The following is a 19,127-nucleotide window of genomic DNA, read 5'->3' as shown; positions in this document are numbered from 1 at the left end:
CAGGTGACTACTTAGCGGCCGTAGCGACGGCTCGTATTAATCTCCGAAAACGATAGCGTAACTAAAGTTTTCAAATACCAGAGATATTTAATAAAATTGGGAATATTATAAACGCTATACCAGTAGGTCAGTCTGACAGCACAACCCAAAACCTAACAATCAAACGGTTCCTGCTCAGTTTTGCCTAAAGCACTTAACCAAGATCATAAACTAATGAACGAACAGAAAGCAGGAAAATATAGGTGGACCATTTGTGCGTTGCTATTTTTCGCCACAACGATCAATTACCTGGACAGACAAGTATTATCGCTTACATGGAAAGACTTTATCTCGCCAGAATTTCATTGGACAAATAATGACTACGGACTAATTACCGCCCTATTCTCCATATTTTATGCTGTGGGGATGCTCTTTGCTGGTCGTTTTGTCGATTGGATGGACACCAAGAAAGGCTTCTTATGGGCTATAGGCGTCTGGTCAGTTGGTGCGATTCTTCATGCCTACTGTGGAATTGCTACGTCAGGCATCCTTGCCGGCGAGTGGTTCGTTGGGTTTGAGGGCGCAAAAGAGGCCATTGCCAATGTGCATGATGTTGCTCGCGTGGTCAATGTGTCTGTTGTACTTTTTATCTTCGCCCGATTTGTATTAGCCATCGGTGAGGCTGGAAACTTCCCTGCCGCGATCAAAACAACAGCAGAATATTTCCCGAAAAAAGACAGAGCATTAGCAACAAGTATATTCAATGCTGGTTCGACTATCGGTGCTCTCGCTGCCCCTCTTTCTATCCCGGTTATCGCAAAATGGTATGGTTGGGAAATGTCTTTTATTATTATCGGTGCGCTTGGATTCGTATGGATGGGCTTTTGGATCTACATGTACGATAAGCCCGAGGTACACCCTAAAGTAAACGAAGCAGAATTAAATTATATACAGCAGGACGATATTTTGGAAGCGCAGCAAACAACGAATGTGGATGCTGTTCCGACCGGTAAAGTAACAATCATGAACTGTTTGAAACATAAACAAACCTGGGCATTCGCAATTGGTAAGTTTATGACCGACGGCGTATGGTGGTTCTACTTGTTCTGGATGCCTGCCTACCTAAGCTCGGTTTATGGCATCAAATCGTCCGATTTGAATGGTCAGTTAGCCCTTTTTGTATTGTATAGCATCACAATGCTGTCCATTATAGGTGGTTGGCTACCTTCTTATTTTATCAATAAAGGGATGAATGCATACGCCGGACGTATGCGCGCTATGTTGATCTTTGCGTTCTTCCCATTAGTGGTATTGCTTGCACAGCCCTATGGTCATATATCTTTCTGGATTCCGGTTTTATTAATCGGAGTTGGAGCAGCAGCTCACCAATCTTGGTCGGCAAATATCTTCTCGACAGTCGGCGATATGTTCCCTAAGAAAGCCATTGCAACGGTTACCGGAATTGGTGGATTAGCAGGTGGTTTGGGATCATTTTTCATCAATATTTATTCTGGAAAGCTGTTTGACCATGCCGAAACCAACTGGAGCCAAGTGAATGGTGAAAACCTAGTAACTCGATTCCCGGAACTGGCCAATGTGGAGAGTAAGAAAGCTTTCTTTGAGCAACAGGGTGTCGCAAATATTGAAGAATTCTTAAAGCAGTTGGCTGCACAAGGCCAGACGGTAGTAAACGGGATTGATGAAGGTTATATGATCATCTTTACCTTTTGTGCTGTCGCGTACTTGATCGCTTGGTGTATTATGAAAATATTAGTACCTAGAATGAAACCTGTTAAGCTGTAGAAGAGCGACGGGGTATAATCGTGGTATCCAATATGGTCGTGTCGAAATCAACCTGTGAGCGGTTTTTCGACTCGACTAATTCTATTAACTTCTCCACTCCCTTATAGCCGATATCAAATGCCGGCTGAATAATCGTCGACAAAGAAGGATTGAGCGACTCCGCAACTTCCGTATTTGCAAATCCAATAACCGCAACCTGCTCCGGGACGGAAACACCTAACTTTGAAAGAATACCAAGGGCACTGACGGTAAGCGTATCCGTTGTACCCAAAAGACCGATAGGCACCTTATGTTCTTTGAGTTTCGTTGCTAGGATATTGGTCAGGTTTTTTATCAAATCCTCTCGGGATTGACCGTAATCCACTTGAATAATGTTTTCTACCTTTTCGGGTATGTAATTAGCCAACAAAGCCTTCTTATATCCAGCAATTCGCTTCTGACTCACGCCAATATTCATCCCACAAAGCACCACAATATCCTTTCTTCCCATATCGATAAGATGCTGCGTAGCGTCGAAAGCGCCTTTTTCATTATTAACGCCAATCTTGAATGTATCCAGTTCAAAATCAATACGGTCGACCAAAACTAGAGGACAATTTTGATGAAACTGCTTGAGGTATTTCAGATCGCTGTTTGCGGAAGGCGTTATGATCACGCCATCGATATTCTGTTGATGTAAGGTGCGCAACGAGTCGCGCTCCAAGTCGGCATTCTCCCTACTTTGCATAAAAACCAGCTTGTAATTACGCTCATAGGCCGCCTGCTGAGCGCCCTCAAGAATCTGCGACTGAAATGGATTTGCTAGATATGGAATAATAACCGCGATAGTATTGCTGCGCCCCGTTTTTAGGCTTTTCGCCAGGATATTTGGTCGATAGTCATATTCATCAGCCATATCACGAACGCGTTGCTTCGTTTCATCACTAATTTCAAAACTATCGTTCAAGGCTTTCGATACCGTAGATATCGAAATCCCCAACTTTTTTGCCAATTCCTTCAAGGTGATATTACTCATCGTCGCTTACTTCCTTTTAAATCAATTTAGGCCTGCTGAAACAACCAGTGCATGAATAAAAGTACTAGTTTTTTTAGCTGCTCTCCTTTGACTAAAATAGTAAATATATTTCTATAACGGCAATGGGTGACTTTTCGCCTGCTTCTCCTATGCAAGCCTCATAAGAATATGCTCAATGAATAAGGTAAGTGTGGATCAATATAGGGTCCACTTCATGTTTACCCCGATAGAGATTCAGACCTACAACATTTAAAGGCGACCTGGTGTGGTTTATTAAGTTCACGACACGTACTAAACTTGAGCCAACAGTAACAAGATTCCGCTAATTCAGGGGATAACTAATAAAGGCTCTTGTATTTGCTAGGATTAGCGAAGTGCCTGCTGAGTCTTTACCGAACGACGTAATTAATACGATGTTCCTTAGCGAAAACTGTAGCTACAGAAACCATTCTGTTTTGTTTGTTTAGCATTTCAGTCTCGGTCGTTGTAAACAGTTGATCAACTGCGATCTTCACCTCCTCAGAAGACTTCCCCGAGTCGATCATTTCTGCTATACGTAGATAATCCTTTTCAAAAAGGCGTTTCCCGGATACCATATAATCCAATGAAGCGCTAATCAATTCTTGGGCATCTTTGGTCTGTTTAAGCTCTTTAGCCTTTTCAATAGCCTCATGCAGCGGGGCAATTGTTCTGGAATTAATGTATTCCTTCGCGGTAGACGGCAGGTTATTTTTTGACTTTAGTTCTAAGATTTCAGTGAAATATATGGGTCGATAAGCTGTAGAAACCAAATTAGCATTCAATGCGGTACGTTGGAAAATCTGCTCTTTCGTCGGCGAAGAACACGCCAAAAACAGCAGCGATAGTAAAAGCAAGGGCCTTAATTTCATTTGATGTTTCATGGTATAGATTAATTACAATAAGTAATTTTATAAACCGTTAGATTTCGGTTTGTTTAGATAGTCACAACTTTCTAGCCAAAGAAGTTTTTTCTAATTTTTTTTTCAGTCAGAAAACTAAAAAATGGTTATAGGGTGCTTGTGTTTATAAGGGAGACCTAGAGCTCCAAAATGTTTAAGTTACTTCAATTTTCTTCATCTATCGACATTTCCTTAATTTGAGCGATTAATTAATTTGATATTCTTTCAGATATAACGAAACCCTCTGTGCGGTTGTTTTTTTACGAAAACTTTATCTAATTAACCGATTTAACCATAATCACATTGGCATAAAATAATATTTCAGATTAATTTATGATTTTTTATTTCCTAATTTTACCATTTTAGCAAAAATGTCAAACGAAGATTCTCATTCCTATAACCAATTGTTGGAAGCTATCAGCCATGGTAATGAGCGTGCATTTTCGATATTTTATGATTTATTTGCCACTGAACTAACCCGGCATATCTTTTCTAAGGTAAATGATCAAGAAGTTGCTGAAGATATCCTACACGATCTTTTTCTTTCACTTTGGAAAAACAAAAGTCGATTGACAGAAATCATATCAGTGCCTGCTTATCTATATTCATCCTGTAGATACCTTATCATCGCTTGTTCTAGAAAAAAATATTCGAAGCCAACCCTACAATTAGATATATCTTCACTAGATATCTTAGATGAGGACGTACCGCTAGAAGACCGCCTATACTAGCTTCCTTATTTCTTTAAATCGCGTTTTAGAAAAACTTAGAAAACAAGCCGGGCTTTTTCCAACTGTTTTTATATTCTGTGGCGAGAGCCGAGGGATTATCGAAGGAAAGAACATAGTTCAATGTTCTATGGGCATCTTTCAGATCACCTGATTGATATAGCGTATGGGCCTTTGCCAAATATACATCCTCCGACAGATCATCATAGCCCCATCCTTCCTGATCGTATATTGCCTGAAACTGATCTGTATATTGCGTAACCAAAGCTTTGTTGTTCAACTTATCATGCAACTGAATACCATAGCTCAACCAAAGCGAATATTCCGAAGCTTCCAATGTTTGCCCTACAAACTGGTTATAGTCCTCAAACATCGCCGCCCCTTCGCGATATTGAGCCAATTGAAAATGGCTCTTTACGATCATATAAATCGTCTTGGCCTTATCAAAGTCGTTCAGCAGGAACGAACGCTTATTTTCCATGTATAAGCGTGCCGCTTTATTAACATCTGCATAATTTTCCGCCTCGTTGTTGATCTGCATCAAATGATATTGCGGATTTGCTTCGTCGGGGAAACGACTTGCCAGTTCGGCATAGTACGCCCGCCGTACCTCATTAGGTTCATCCGCGAAGTAAGTAAATAAAACGCCTTCAACGAGATTTTTCGCATATTCAAAATCCCGAAAATCATAGTCTGAGATATCAGGATTCTCGTTGTAATGCCCATAGATTTCAAAAAGCAGTTCCTCGGCTTCTGCCTTAATATCTTCCGAAAGGCCTAACTTGTCATGCACGACAATCTGCGATGCGCGATGCTGGATATAGTTGTAATAATACACCATATCCTCGTTATAAACGCTGAAAAAGTTATGAATTGCCACGTTGGCACCCTCATAGTCCTCCCCTTTTATTAAAGAATCTACTAAAGTATTGTGCAATTCTGCAAATTCCGAATACAGCAAGCCCTCTTGAGCAATCTCTGCCGCATCGGCATAACGTTTAAATGCCGCCAAGACAATCGCATAGTTATTGCAGTTCATCGCCATATTATGGCGGTCGCCTAACGTGTCACTCTCAAACTCCCAATCATCAAAGTACCTATGGAAAGCGTCGTAGGCCTGTTTATAGATCGCTAACTCTATCTTTCGAAACTCCATCCTCGTCTCTTCGTCCACATGGAGTCCCGATATGAAATTTGCGATATCTACACCGGCATTATAAAGATCTCTTGGTTTATCCGTAAAGGTGGGGACGGAAGAACTGATCAGTTGATGCGCCAAAAACTTGGATTCCACCTGCCGACGCCAACTGAGCACATTGAGGTGTAGCGTGCAGGCTTTATCTAGTAGTTTTATCGCTTCTAAATAATCGCCGTGTTCGTATAAATAAGTTCCTGCAAAGTGAAAACTCGCATATTCATTTGGGTTGCTCTGCATCAAGGCGTCGGCATGGCGAAAATAGAAGTCCTCTTCCTTACCGATCTTTTCTGCATAGTTTCGTTCGATTATCATCTGATAATAATAAACATCAGGATTGCTGTACGACTGATTGATCAATCCCTCAAATCGATGATACCATTTAACCAAACCTTCTTGCGTCGTATGATCAGAATTGTCGCCCTCGATCAATTTCATCATAATTTTCAAGGATAGGTCCACTGCTTGATTTTCATAAGCGATCTCTGCCAAATCCAAATAACTCTGGTTATTATTGCTCACATAGTGTTCGATTTGATCGGCAATCATATTAACAATTTCTCCGCCGGTCGCAATCTTTGAAAAATCCAGTACATAGATTTTCTTTAACCAGAAGTAGGAAATATTCCTATCCATCAAGTCTCGGTTATCCGCAAAGGCTTCCCTAAAAAAAGCAATCCCTCGCTCGATAGTCGCCAAAAGATGCTCCGTTTCGCCCAGCGATTCGTAAATCTTGACCAAAAAATCAAAACCATAGGGTGCTGACTCGGGCTGTGCTATCAGCGCTTGCGCATAAGCAATAAACTCATCCTTATTCTCTTCTGTAATGTGCTTCTGCGGACGTGCAATCTGCCAAAGGACATACTCATTCCCCAAAGAATAGTTCAATATATTATATAGCGCTTTATTATTTGAAGGGTCTAATGCTAAAATTCTTCGTAAATAGGGTATAACGTACTGCTGTATGGACGCATATGCTTCCTCGTGGCCTTCACGATAGGCCAGATCATGATGAGCAACAGCCATTAGAAATAAAACATCCAGATCGTTCGGTGACGACACGAGCGCCTTCTCACCCTCTGCGATACATGCTTCAATCTCATTGGCATAAAATAACTGTTCAAGTTCTTCGTAATTCATATTCATAAAGAGTACGCTATATCTATAAAATTCGTATACCGAGCCTACAAAAAAAATGTCGACCGCTACTTTTAGAGTAGCAAATTACAAAATCTAATTCCAACCCCCCATCGCCCTTTTCGGGGATATTTAGAAATCAGGGAGAAAACTTTTAAAAGGTAGTTCGATTCCGCGACACCGTTTCCTAATAGTCGTTATTGTTTTCTAAATGAAACCCTCCTCTCCTCCGACACCTGTCTCCCGATTCGCCAATTTGAATGCCTCAAGCAAAACGTCTTTAACTTCTAGCAAAGATTAAAATCTGTATTGATATGGCAGATCTTTATCGGGTAATCCTATCTTTATAGAAAGATTCGATTTCAAAAAAATTAAAAGAATAGGAAGCCAAGATGAACAAACGAGAAGAAGTAATCCGTAATTACATCGCTGCGTATAACAGTTTTGACATCCCTCGGATGTTGGCAGACTTTGCTGATGATATTCAATTTGAGAATATACAGAATAATGTAACCACAGACACCCTGAAAGGAAAGGATGCGTTCCGCGAACAGGCGGAAATGGCAATGGAATATTTTTCTGATCGAAAGCAGACCATCACTTCGATTCAACATCTCAGCGACTACTCCGAAATTGAAATTGAATATGAAGCTACCCTGGCGATGGACTTCCCGGGCAGCGTAAAAAAGGGTGATAAGATTAACTTGAAAGGCAAGTCAATCTTTACTTTCACTGAAGACAACAAGATTCAAAAACTACTGGATATCAGTTAATGTCCATCCTTATTGCTTCTGCATTATTATTTCAGGGGTTTAAAAAGCATCGACTACAGCACTCACAAACTCCAGCTCATCGGCAGATAATTTCAGTTCGATAGACTTGGCATTTTGTATCGCCTGGTCGGCATTTCTAGCACCCGCCAGAGCCACTGTAATGCCCGCCCGTTCGATGGTCCAGCGTAAAACTAGCTTACTCAGGCTCACCTTTTTATCATCGGCAAGGGGCTTGATTCGCTCTAAAAGGATGTTCGCCTTCTCGATAAAGTCAGGTTGGAAATGAGGAAGATTAGCACGGTGGTCGCCTTCTTGGAAGATATAGCCAGCATGGATCTTGCCAGTTAACAACCCGCGCTCCAAAGGACTGTATGCCAACACCGATTTTCCGTGCTGAATACAATAAGGAACCGTTTCATCCTCCACAGCTCGGTTTACCATGCTGAAAGGGATTTGGTTGGACACGAGAGGAATGGTGCGCTCTGCTTCTGCCATCTGGGCTGCGTTGTAGTTGCATACGCCAACATAGCGTACCTTGCCCTGCTCTACCAATCGCGATACCGCTTCAAAGGTTTCGTCGATGGGCGTCGTGACATCGGGCCAATGAATCTGATACAAATCGATATAGTCTGTCCCCAGTCGTTTCAAACTTTGTTCGCATTCGTAGATTACCGAGTCTTTGCCGGCATATTTATAGATCTCGATTGCTTCACCATCATTGTTTTTACTGTGGAAGGCGAACTCGCCTTGGTCTGAGTCCCAGCGCATCCCAAATTTGGTTAGTAGCTGAACCTTATCGCGCGGCAGACCTCTTATCGCTTCGCCGACAATCTCTTCGGAAGTGCCTTGTCCATAGATTGGTGCGGTATCAATAGAAGTTACGCCCAGGTCGTAGGATGCTCGAATGGCCTGGATTGCATCATTTCTGTCGGTTGAACCCCACATCCAGCCGCCTGCAGCCCACGCACCAAAGGTGATCGCAGACACACTTAATTCACTATTGCCTAATTTTCTGTATTCCATAAGTTATTCGCTTTTATCTTAATTTAACGTTGATGAATGAATTGTCTTATGCTCATCGAGCGCAAGGTTGAGTATCGCCTGCAATAAGAACTTTTATTCGACCGATTTTGTTTCACCTAACTACATTAAAACAAGCTGATTACCCGAACTGCTTAACAAATTTATTCAATAATAACTAGGAAAACAATATCCGAGCTAGCATTGCTTTGGGAATTCCGAGAACGCTAAGTAAATTGGAAATCTTATATTTACATAGAATTTACGAAAGGAATATTTATCATGAGAGTAATTTCGAAAACGATACCTGCCGCGCTTCTTATATTGGCATCCTGCAATAATCAGCCGAAAGAACATCAAACAATGAATGCTGATAGCACTGAAACAGAGCAGCTACAGACTCCGGCAAATAATGCTATTCCGTATGTCTTAGCGCAAAATTATTTTGTGAAAAATACGATAGGGGAAGATCGAAACGGTATTCATAAGATTGAAACCCAAGCGGCTTTCGACGAACTGTTCTCGCCCGCAGCAACCATGGGAAAGGATGGCCAGCCAACGCCCATTGATTTCGATAAACAATATGTCATCGCTATTATCTCAGCGACTTCCGACCTGACACCGACCATCGATAGTATAGCGGTCGAAAAACAGGGTGAAGAAATTGCTGTTACTTACAAGGAAGTTCTAGGTGAAAAACAGAGTTTTAGCGTTCGCCCGGTCGCTATTTTGCTTGTCGACAACCAATTTCAGGGCAACTTGAAAACAGAAATACAGCAAGAGATTTAAACCTACTTTAGTTCTTTCTTATCATTGTATATTTCATCAAGAAGACCATACAGCTCGGGATGGTCTTCTTCTAATTGCGTTGGTTTCTGGAAGAAGTACTCGGAAACCACCGCAAGAAACTCCGCTTGATTCGTTGCCGCATAATCGCGAATATCTGATTTGTCTCTACGTATAAGTGATATGGTTTCGTGCATCTCCCTCAACCAGGGATTAATCAATTCCTTAGGAATGAGGTATTCCGGTACACCATCCACCTCACCGTCTGCCTTATCAATTAGGTGCACAAACTCATGGATCGCAGTGTTATTATTGGAATTCTGCTGGAACCCCGCCAACAATGCAGGAAGCGAAAGAATCATCTTGCGATGCATCGCGCCATCCCCGACCATGCCGAGTATATTGCGCTCATCGTCTAACGTATTGTATTTCTCATTGAAAACTTCGGGATAAATCAACACTTCATCCAGATTCTCGTACGACCAGGAATTGAAGTGAAATAAGGGTATGGTGGCACTTGCAGCAACCAATACACGATGCTCATCCGTGATTTTAGCGCCCTTTTCAGGGCTTATCTTAGTCGTTTGAAGGAAATACTCCACCCTACTAACGAAAGTGTTCTGTTGCTCCTGATTTAGCTTCGTAAAGAACTTCACATCCTCGGTCAACACCTTCAAGATCGTATCATGCGTCGGAATGACGGCATTAACAACTTTTTTGTTGCTGACATTGCTCCATACGAAATATACAAGGATAAGTCCGAAGACGAAGATGAGTACGGTGACTAAGATTGGTGAGTATTCCATGCTGTTGATTGTGATAATCTAAAATAAGTGGATTCTTTAGCATTTCCTAAGCAAAAGAGAGGCCTAAAAGCAGTTGCAAATTAAGACATTAGGAAAAAAAATAGCTGTCCTTTTGAGACAGCTATTTTCTATAGGATATTGTTGGGCTTACATCATGCCGCCCATACCGCCACCCATTGGAGGTGCACCAGCACCAGCAACGTTTTCTTCAGGCTCGTCTGCCAATACACATTCTGTTGTCAATAACATCGACGCTACAGAAGCTGCATTTTCTAAGGCTACACGAGATACTTTAGTTGGGTCAATAACACCCGCAGCGATTAAGTTTTCGTATTTGTCAGTGCGTGCATTGTAACCAAAGTCTGCCGATCCTTCTTTTACTTTTTGAACGATTACAGCACCTTCGATACCTGCGTTAGCACAGATTTGACGTAATGGCTCTTCGATAGCGCGTTTGATAATGTCAATACCGATTTGCTCGTCTTCATTGTCTCCTTTAAGGTCACTCAATGCTTCAGTAGCACGGATGAAAGCAACACCACCACCTGCAACAATACCTTCTTCTACCGCAGCACGAGTAGCATGTAAAGCATCATCAACACGGTCTTTCTTCTCTTTCATTTCAACCTCAGTAGTTGCTCCAACGTATAATACCGCAACACCACCTGACAACTTAGCTAAACGCTCTTGTAATTTCTCACGATCGTAGTCAGAAGTCGTAGTCTCAATTTGAGAACGGATTTGTGCAACGCGTGCTTTGATATCATCAGCCACACCAGAACCATTGATAATAGTTGTGTTATCTTTGTCGATAACTACTTTCTCAGCTTGTCCTAAGTATGATAACTCAGCGTTTTCTAATTTATAACCTCTTTCTTCAGAGATCACTGTACCACCAGTTAAGATAGCGATATCTTCTAGCATAGCTTTACGACGGTCACCGAATCCAGGAGCTTTTACCGCAGCTACTTTCAGCGATCCACGGATTTTGTTCACAACTAATGTAGCCAATGCTTCGCCATCTAAGTCTTCAGCAATAATCAATAATGGCTTGCCTGTTTGTACTTGTTTTTCCAAAATCGGCAACAATTCTTTCATGTTGCTGATCTTCTTGTCGTAGATTAAAATGTAAGGGCTTTCTAATTCAGCTTCCATTTTATCTGAGTTCGTCACGAAATATGGAGATAAGTATCCACGATCGAACTGCATACCTTCCACAGTTTTTACTTCTGTTTCAGTACCTTTTGCTTCTTCAACGGTGATAACACCATCGTTTCCTACTTTTTCCATTGCTTCAGCAATTAATGAACCGATGATCTCGTCATTGTTTGCAGAGATAGAAGCAACTTGTTTGATTTTGTTATTGTCAGCTCCCACTACTTGAGATTGTGCTTTCAAGTTATTTACAACTGCAGCGACAGCTTTGTCAATACCGCGTTTCAAATCCATTGGGTTTGCACCTGCAGCAACCGATTTGATACCTGGAGCAACGATAGCTTGTGCTAATACTGTTGCAGTAGTTGTACCGTCACCTGCTTGATCAGCAGTTTTAGATGCAACTTCCTTCACCATTTGAGCACCCATGTTCTCTAAAGCATCTTTCAATTCGATTTCTTTAGCAACAGAAACACCATCTTTAGTGATCGCTGGTGATCCAAACTTCTTTTCGATAATTACGTTACGACCCTTAGGTCCTAATGTTACTTTTACAGCGTTCGCTAAAGTATCAACACCTTTTTTTAATGCGTCGCGCGCTTCAACGTTATATTTTACTTGTTTTGCCATTGTTATGAAAATTGTAGTCGAATAATAACAGTACCGATCATTCTTTCGCTGCTATTATTGTTAGATTGTTAATGATTGATTGATTAAATTACAGAACTGCGTAAATATCAGCTTCACGCATAATTAAATATTCTTTACCTTCATAAGTAATTTCAGTACCTGCATATTTACCATACAATACTTTATCGCCAACTTGTACAGTAAGAGGTTCGTCAGGTTTTCCAGTACCTACTGCAACGATTGTACCTTGAGATGGTTTTTCTTTCGCTGTGTCAGGAATGTAGATACCCGATGCTGTTTTTTCTTCTGCTGGAGCAGCTTCAACTACTACTCTGTCTCCGATAGGTTTAATACTTAAAGCCATAATTGTATATCAGTTTATTATATTTTAATTTACTTATTCGAACGTAAGGCATCAGTAACTATGCCAATCAAAAAAAGAGCTTTTTTCTTGCCAATTTTTCCATTTTCAAGCCCAATTACTGACATATGCGAAGGAAATTCGTGTCAGTCTGTCAAAATGACCATCAAACAATTTTAACTTGCCAAGTAGGCCATTGCACTTGGAAATAAAAAAGCCCTGTCACATTGGACAGGGCTAAATAAATATTTTTAGTGAGATTAAGCTTATTTAGTGGAATCTGTAGCCGCAGGTGCCTGAGCTGCAGGTGCGGTAGTACCTGTGGCAGGAGCAGTAGGATTTGCGTTAGGATTCAAGTTGAGATTAGGACCTTGCGCTGGCGCCTCAATCTGATCCCCTAAACCACCGGTCTTTGTTCCTGAAGGCCCCATGATGTTGATTGCTAAACTGAACACCATTAATGCGATGATTAAAATCCATGTACCTTTTTCTAAAATATCGCCGGTACGTTGAACCCCCATTAAGTTAGCTCCGCCAGAAAATCCTGAAGATAAACCTCCACCTTTTGGATTCTGTATCAATACAAAAAACGATAATAATAAGCTCGCTAAAATGATAAGGATAATAAATAAGGTTGTCATTTCTATATTTCTATTTATAACTTTTGTTCTAACTCTTTAATTCGGGTCGCAAAGTACGATTTTTTTTCTGGATTCTCGGAAATTAATTTTTTAAACACCAAAATCGCTTTCTCATACATGGCCTGTCCTTCGTAAATATTTGCTAAGGTCTCGGTGACAACAGAAAGACGATCTTCAGAGCTCTTTCTTGCTTTATTTTCGTTGTTGATTTCCTCTGCCTTCGGAGGTTGAATTTGAGGCTCTTCACGAATAAACTTCTCGATGACCTCATCTTTCTCTTCCGCGGGGTTAAATTCTACTGTATCTTTTTGATATTGCGCGCTGAGCTTATCTTCCGGGTTTTGCAAATGGAAAATATTCTCTCGGATCTGCTGATCTAAAATAGCTTCATCCAACTTACGTGGATCGAACTGTCCCTTATGGGGTTTCGGAAATGCGGGCTGTGCAAAAGGCTGATAAGTATCCGCATGTTCAAGTCGAGTCTTGTATAACCACCAACGGAAGCTATACGGCATGAGCTCATCATTATATAAGCTAATATCCTCTTGGGAACGCACATTTTGTTCTTCTACATCTTCGGCCAGTGCTACTGGTTCTTCCTCTTCAATCTCCTCCTCGACCTCCACTTCTGGAGCAACCCTAACAGTACTCCTCGGTTTCGCGCCTAAAACATACTTCTCATAATCGAAAAGTTGGCTCTCATCAATCTCTTCCTCAGGCTCTTCGTCTTCTAAATGATCCTCAGCGACCTTCTCTTCCTCCGCCGTAGCGCTCGTTGGCGAATCTTCCGATAACTCTTTTTCGGCTTCTACATAATTAAGTTCCTCTTCAGCAATCTCTTCCTGCTGTAAATCTTCCACTTGGGGAGTATCTTCGATATCCTCCGCAAGAGCCGATGGAGCTTCTACCTCTTCAAAACTAATATAATCATCGGAATCTACTTCCAGCTCTGGAATAACCTTTACCGGCTTTTGCAGATAATCACGCAGCCAGAACGCATTATAGGCATACAACAAGGTCTTCTGCTTATCAATTGCCTGTTGTTCCAATTGCTTTCTACGTTCATTTGCAAAAACGATGGGTTGAGCATAAGGATATTTGGAAAGCAAGTACTGAAAATCCGCCTCACTAACTTCTAGGGGATTCTCCAATGCTTTTCTAAATATATTAAGTTGATCCATTGTATTGAATAAGTAGATTACCAGTTGTTAAAAGCTCTATTAAAGATGTCTTCCGTTAGCATCTTCACTATTTCTGCAGACAGGGTGTTCTCTTGCGCTGTAAATTCACCGCGAAACTCTTTGAATTGTGTAAAAGATTCTTCAAAGTCGCTTTCACCTGTTTCGTCTTTCGTATTTTTATAAGTCACTTTTACAGTAACTGTCAAGCGATTCAATGCGGCAAAATCAGTATTAGACTCAACTGCAGCCGCTGTAATAGCGTAGTTGGTGATGACACCCTCAAAAAGGGCATCGCCGTCCTGATTCACCTGACTTAAGCGAGATTGCGTCCGGATCGTTTCTTTCAGCTTCTCGGTGAAAGTCTGACTTAAATTCGGATTTACAACCGGAGAAATATTCTCAAAGAATGCCACGGAATAAGTCTTCAGATTTTCTGGAATTGATCCACCAGACAAACTATAATTTACACCACAACCTTGAATCAAGCAGACCATTAACATGGCTAATAAACTGCCAAGGGCGAATCCTCTTATCTTGAACATCAATTTGATAGATTAGTCGAGATTTAAATCTTTAATTTTTCTATACAAGGTACGTTCTGAGATCCCTAGCTCCTGAGCCGCTGCCTTCCTCTTACCTTTATGCTTTCTCAGGGCCTTTTTGATCAAATCAGACTCCTTGTCTACCAAAGATAATGATTCCTCAACTTCCTCAACATCTTCTGTATCATAAGTTAAATAATCGTTCTTGTTGCCATTCGGCTGATTCGGCTTGTGGATCGTTAATGTTGGAGGCTGCGCGATCGCATAATCGTCATTAACAATATTCGTTGTTGCAGGACGAACTTCTTGATATAATTGATTGATATATGGCGAGTTCTGTTCAATAGTCCCCGGATTGAAACCATTCTGAATCAATTCAACCACGAGCTTTTTCAAATCGACCATATCTTTTCTCATATCAAAAAGCACCTTATACAACAGGTCTCTTTCGGAAAAATTCTCTTTATTCGCATCCTTTACCGGCATCGGCAATGTGGTATGCAATTCGATAGGGATGTAGTTGCTCAATATTTGAGCAGTAACAACTCGTTCCTTTTCCAGTACAGCGATTTGCTCGGCAATATTTTTCAACTGGCGAACATTACCCGGCCAGGAGTAATTGGACAATAAATCTTGAGCATCAGGCGTCAATTGTATGCCTGGTGTCCTATACTTATCAGCAAAATCTACGACAAACTTACGGAACAGCAAATAGATATCTTCCTTACGCTCACGCAGAGGCGGGATACGCAAGGGAACAGTATTCAACCGGTAATATAAGTCCTCACGGAATTTACCCTTCTTTACCGCTTCATAGACATCGACATTCGTTGCAGCTACAACACGCACATTTGTTTTCTGCACCTTAGAAGATCCAACACGGATATATTCGCCACTTTCCAACACACGGAGCAAACGAGCTTGAGTACCTAAGGGCAACTCGCCAACTTCATCCAAAAAAATGGTACCACCATCGACTACCTCGAAGTATCCCTTACGAGCCTCATGAGCACCGGTGAATGAACCCTTCTCGTGACCAAAAAGCTCCGAATCGATTGTTCCTTCAGGAATCGCACCACAGTTCACCGCAATAAACGGCCCGTGCTTGCGGCCACTTAATTGATGAATAATGTGTGAAAAAACCTCTTTACCTGAACCACTTTCCCCTTGAATCAAAACCGATATATCGGTAGGTGCCACTTGGCGTGCAATATCGATTGCACGATTCAATAAGGGTGAATTTCCAATTATTCCAAACCTATTCTTTATATCTTGATGATCCATTTATAAGCTTCTATTTTGAAATATTAGTCTACGATCTTTCCGATCAATGTTGCTGATGTACAGCTTTCTCCTAATACATTAACGTAGTCGCCTACATTATAGCGTTCATCTACCGGGAAAACAACCATTGTATTCTGGTCATTTCTACCGCAGTAGTCTTTATCTGAACGTTTAGAGAATCCTTCGATCAACACACGATGAACTTTGCCCACAAAGTTCTGCACGCGATATAAACTATGCTCGCGCTGAAGATCGACAACTTCCGTCAAGCGGCGCTTTTTCACCTCTTCCGGGATATCGTCCTCATAGCGCTTTGCCGCCAATGTACCTGGTCTTTCCGAATAAGCGAACATATAAGCGAAGTCATATTTCACATATTCCATCATCGACAAGGTTTCCTGATGCTCTTCCTCCGTCTCTGTACAGAAACCGGTAATCACATCGGTAGAAATACCACAGCTAGGGATGATACGACGGATTGCATCTACGCGTTCCATATACCATTCTCTGTCGTATGTTCTGTTCATCAGCTCCAATACTCTAGAGTTTCCAGACTGTACTGGCAAGTGGATATACTTACAAATATTATCATAGCGTGCCATCGTATGAAGCACCTCATCTGTAATATCCTTCGGATGCGACGTAGAGAATCTAATGCGCAACTCCGGACTCACCTCTGCAACTAAAGCTAATAACTGTGCAAAGTTTACAGTAGGCTTAGGCTCTTCGCCTTCCGCAACGGCAGGCGTATATTTATACGAGTCAACGTTTTGACCCAATAAGGTTACTTCTTTGTATCCGGCGTCAAACAATCCCTGTGCTTCTTTGACGATAGATTCCGCATCCCTACTGCGCTCGCGACCTCTCGTAAAAGGCACAACACAGAATGAACACATATTATCACAACCACGCATGATAGAAATGAAAGCCGAGATACCATTCGAATTCAAACGAACCGGACTGATATCAGCATATGTTTCCTCACGAGATAACAAAACATTTACCGCACGACCACCTTCGTCAACCTTATCAATCAGATTCGGAAGATCTCTGTACGCGTCCGGTCCCACCACCACGTCAACCAATTTCTCTTCTTCCAAGAACTTAGCTTTCAAACGCTCTGCCATACAGCCCAACACACCAACGACCATACCCGGATTCTTTGCCTTCGCTGACTCAAACTCTTTCAGACGATTACGAACGCGGGTCTCCGCATTCTCGCGAATCGAACATGTGTTGATAAACACCACGTCCGCATCCCTATAATCACGCGTTGTTTCATACCCTTTTTCCATTAGGATAGAAGCAACAATCTCACTGTCCGAAAAGTTCATCTGGCATCCGTAGCTTTCGATATAAAGCTTACGACCATTGGACATTCCGGTAGGCACCAACTCCAAAGCCTCTCCTTGGCGCGTCTCATCGTGTGTTTTAGTTGTATGTGATAACTCTAGCATAGTCAATTTTCAAAGACTACAAAGTTAGTAATAAAAACCAAAAGAAATGACAGTTTGTCAGCAGTTGACTAAAATTTAACAAAAAAAGCCAAACGCGAAAAGGCGCATCAAATGATACGCCTTTTCTATCTATTTATACTGTTGTTCTTATTGACCAGCTTCTTGCTTAGCCTCTTGTTGCATTTTTTTGCTCGCTACAATAACGATCTCAACGCGACGGTTTTCTGCTCTACCAGCTTCTGTATCGTTCGATGCTATTGGCTCCGAGTAGTTCTTTCCTTCAGTTTTGATACGTCCACTCGCTAAACCTTGAGATACAGCGTATGATTTCACTGATGCCGCACGTCCATCAGATACTTTCTGGTTAGCCTGAAGCGTACCTACGTTATCTGTGTGTCCTAAAACTAAGATTTCAGTATCCGGCTCTTTATTTAATGTCTCTACTAATTTCGCAATATTTTCTTTTGCGCTAGCTTTCAACGCAGTACTATTGAAATCGAATAAGATTCCCGAATCAAATTTAACCAAAATACCTTCACCAACCTGTTCTACTTCAGCACCAGCAACAGTGTTCTCTATTTCTTTGGCTTGCTTGTCCATTTTCTTACCGATCAATGTACCTGCAGCGCCGCCTATCACCGCACCAGCGATAGCACCAACTGCTGTGTTACCAGCTTTACCACCGATCAATGCTCCAATAGCACCACCTGCAGCCGTACCAACTACGGCACCTTTTGTTGTGTTACTTGTATTTTGGATAGTTGAACAACTTGCAAACATCATCGCTGAAGTTGCAACTGTTAATCCGTATACCGCTAATCTTTTATTCATTTTCATAATCACTAATTTTATCTTAATACTTTTAATTGTTTCAATAAGAAATGAATTTGCAAAGCCAATGCCAAAATGCATTTCACCAAAACCAATACACTATAATTTGCTAAAAATCAGCGTGTTATTTTTGCTGCTCTGGAATTTCTAACTTTGGAAGGCGTTGGGATTTTGGTCTTCCCTGCTCATCCCAAGATTTAAAGGACCTCGTAATGTAGCTCATAATATCATACTGACCCCAATATTGTGCAGTACTATACGAAGGGCGATAAAGATCCATAAAGGACTGTAGCTCTTCCCCCTCCAACTTGGTCAATTGCGTGACCAAAGTTTTATTAAAAATCCGATCTACTTTAGTTGCTTCCAGCTCTTGATGCATATATTTCTCAAAACGCTTCGCATTCTTTGCTTCCTGACCAAACAAATTATAAAGTGCTGTTGCAGGGCTTGCTAGGTAGGTTCCGAATTTATTCTGTCCGTTGTTGTAAACACCTTTCTTTCTATATTCGTCCAAATAGCCACGCAATTCCGCTTCCTTCGAGGTACGGGTAACCACGACTGTTTCAATGGTCAATCCAGACTGCAAATCCACTAGAATATCTTCCAATGTCCTAACGACTGTCTTAACCGGACCGTAACCCACTTTATTGAACGACAGCGTATCTCCCACCGCTGCGAAAATGGTAAATACACCATATGCATTCGTGCGAGCCGATTGTCCGTTCTTTAGGTTATTCACATTGACATCGCTAATCCGAGTACTCGTGCCTTTCTCCAAGACTAAACCAGAAATAGACCCTGCCTCCTGCGCGTGTAACGAGAAAGCACAGCCTAAGCATAGTAATAGACTTAAAAGGACTATATTTTTTATTTTATAATGCAT

At 41.5% G+C, this 19,127-nt stretch carries 18 protein-coding genes; 4 read left to right on the top strand and 14 right to left on the bottom strand.

Going from position 1 to position 19,127, the window contains the following annotated elements; all coding sequences use genetic code 11:
• The first annotated feature begins 213 nt into the window (after positions 1-213).
• Positions 214-1,782, top strand: coding sequence for an MFS transporter (locus tag B2400_RS08625; RefSeq protein ID WP_293932647.1), 1,569 nt, complete (start codon positions 214-216; stop codon positions 1,780-1,782).
• On the opposite strand, the gene B2400_RS08620 is transcribed toward B2400_RS08625, so the two are convergent.
• Both B2400_RS08620 and B2400_RS08615 read right to left on the bottom strand, forming a co-directional pair.
• Positions 1,772-2,797, bottom strand: a complete 1,026-nt coding sequence (locus tag B2400_RS08620) for a LacI family DNA-binding transcriptional regulator (protein WP_293932645.1) — start codon at positions 2,795-2,797, stop codon at positions 1,772-1,774. The genes B2400_RS08625 and B2400_RS08620 overlap by 11 nt on opposite strands.
• Positions 2,798-3,186: 389 nt before the next feature.
• The gene (locus B2400_RS08615; protein ID WP_293932643.1) at positions 3,187-3,699 is read right to left on the bottom strand and encodes a hypothetical protein; all 513 of its coding nucleotides are present in this window, start codon (positions 3,697-3,699) and stop codon (positions 3,187-3,189) included.
• 389 nt (positions 3,700-4,088) lie between these two features.
• Here B2400_RS08615 and B2400_RS08610 point away from each other — a divergent pair, with 389 nt between their 5' ends.
• Positions 4,089-4,448: an RNA polymerase sigma factor gene (locus B2400_RS08610; RefSeq protein WP_293932641.1), complete on the top strand. Its 360-nt coding sequence runs from the start codon at positions 4,089-4,091 to the stop codon at positions 4,446-4,448.
• A 25-nt stretch (positions 4,449-4,473) separates the two neighbouring features.
• On the opposite strand, the gene B2400_RS08605 is transcribed toward B2400_RS08610, so the two are convergent.
• A complete protein-coding gene (locus B2400_RS08605; RefSeq protein ID WP_293932639.1) occupies positions 4,474-6,780 on the bottom strand; it encodes a hypothetical protein in 2,307 nt (768 codons plus the stop codon).
• 389 nt (positions 6,781-7,169) lie between these two features.
• Here B2400_RS08605 and B2400_RS08600 point away from each other — a divergent pair, with 389 nt between their 5' ends.
• Positions 7,170-7,550: a nuclear transport factor 2 family protein gene (locus B2400_RS08600; RefSeq protein WP_293932638.1), complete on the top strand. Its 381-nt coding sequence runs from the start codon at positions 7,170-7,172 to the stop codon at positions 7,548-7,550.
• A 39-nt stretch (positions 7,551-7,589) separates the two neighbouring features.
• Here B2400_RS08600 and B2400_RS08595 read toward each other — a convergent pair whose 3' ends face one another.
• On the bottom strand, positions 7,590-8,573 hold the full coding sequence (locus B2400_RS08595; protein ID WP_293932636.1) for an aldo/keto reductase: 984 nt from the start codon (positions 8,571-8,573) through the stop codon (positions 7,590-7,592).
• Positions 8,574-8,852: 279 nt separating this feature from the next.
• Between B2400_RS08595 and B2400_RS08590 the strand changes: the two genes are divergently transcribed.
• Entirely contained in the window at positions 8,853-9,359 is a 507-nt protein-coding gene (locus B2400_RS08590; protein WP_149524617.1) for a hypothetical protein, read from the top strand.
• A gap of 2 nt (positions 9,360-9,361) precedes the next feature.
• Here the strand turns inward: B2400_RS08590 and B2400_RS08585 are convergent, their stop codons facing one another.
• The 10 genes from B2400_RS08585 to B2400_RS08540 all read right to left on the bottom strand — a co-directional run bounded on the left by B2400_RS08585 (position 9,362) and on the right by B2400_RS08540 (position 19,127).
• On the bottom strand, positions 9,362-10,162 hold the full coding sequence (locus B2400_RS08585) for a zinc-dependent peptidase (RefSeq protein WP_293932633.1): 801 nt from the start codon (positions 10,160-10,162) through the stop codon (positions 9,362-9,364).
• Positions 10,163-10,309: 147 nt separating this feature from the next.
• Positions 10,310-11,947 (bottom strand): chaperonin GroEL, encoded by a 1,638-nt coding sequence (gene groL, locus B2400_RS08580; RefSeq protein WP_149524615.1) that lies wholly within the window; start codon positions 11,945-11,947, stop codon positions 10,310-10,312.
• A gap of 88 nt (positions 11,948-12,035) precedes the next feature.
• The gene (locus B2400_RS08575) at positions 12,036-12,311 is read right to left on the bottom strand and encodes a co-chaperone GroES (RefSeq protein ID WP_149524614.1); all 276 of its coding nucleotides are present in this window, start codon (positions 12,309-12,311) and stop codon (positions 12,036-12,038) included.
• A 263-nt stretch (positions 12,312-12,574) separates the two neighbouring features.
• Positions 12,575-12,949 (bottom strand): preprotein translocase subunit SecG, encoded by a 375-nt coding sequence (secG, locus tag B2400_RS08570; protein ID WP_293932630.1) that lies wholly within the window; start codon positions 12,947-12,949, stop codon positions 12,575-12,577.
• A 14-nt stretch (positions 12,950-12,963) separates the two neighbouring features.
• Positions 12,964-14,130 (bottom strand): hypothetical protein, encoded by a 1,167-nt coding sequence (locus tag B2400_RS08565; RefSeq protein ID WP_293932628.1) that lies wholly within the window; start codon positions 14,128-14,130, stop codon positions 12,964-12,966.
• A 17-nt stretch (positions 14,131-14,147) separates the two neighbouring features.
• Positions 14,148-14,672, bottom strand: a complete 525-nt coding sequence (locus tag B2400_RS08560) for an LptE family protein (RefSeq protein ID WP_149524611.1) — start codon at positions 14,670-14,672, stop codon at positions 14,148-14,150.
• A 12-nt stretch (positions 14,673-14,684) separates the two neighbouring features.
• Positions 14,685-15,956, bottom strand: coding sequence for a sigma-54 interaction domain-containing protein (locus B2400_RS08555; RefSeq protein WP_293932626.1), 1,272 nt, complete (start codon positions 15,954-15,956; stop codon positions 14,685-14,687).
• Between the two features lie 23 nt (positions 15,957-15,979).
• Positions 15,980-17,413, bottom strand: coding sequence for a tRNA (N6-isopentenyl adenosine(37)-C2)-methylthiotransferase MiaB (gene miaB, locus B2400_RS08550; RefSeq protein WP_149524609.1), 1,434 nt, complete (start codon positions 17,411-17,413; stop codon positions 15,980-15,982).
• A gap of 147 nt (positions 17,414-17,560) precedes the next feature.
• Complete coding sequence (locus B2400_RS08545) at positions 17,561-18,244, bottom strand: OmpA family protein (protein WP_414712986.1); 684 nt, start codon at positions 18,242-18,244, stop codon at positions 17,561-17,563.
• Between the two features lie 124 nt (positions 18,245-18,368).
• Positions 18,369-19,127 (bottom strand): hypothetical protein, encoded by a 759-nt coding sequence (locus tag B2400_RS08540; RefSeq protein ID WP_149524608.1) that lies wholly within the window; start codon positions 19,125-19,127, stop codon positions 18,369-18,371.

Origin of the sequence: Sphingobacterium sp. UBA6645 (genome assembly GCF_002455685.1) — a bacterium.
GTDB lineage: Bacteria > Bacteroidota > Bacteroidia > Sphingobacteriales > Sphingobacteriaceae > Sphingobacterium > Sphingobacterium hotanense.
Note: the sequence above shows the minus strand (reverse complement) of the source record. Positions and strands in the feature narration are given on the sequence as shown.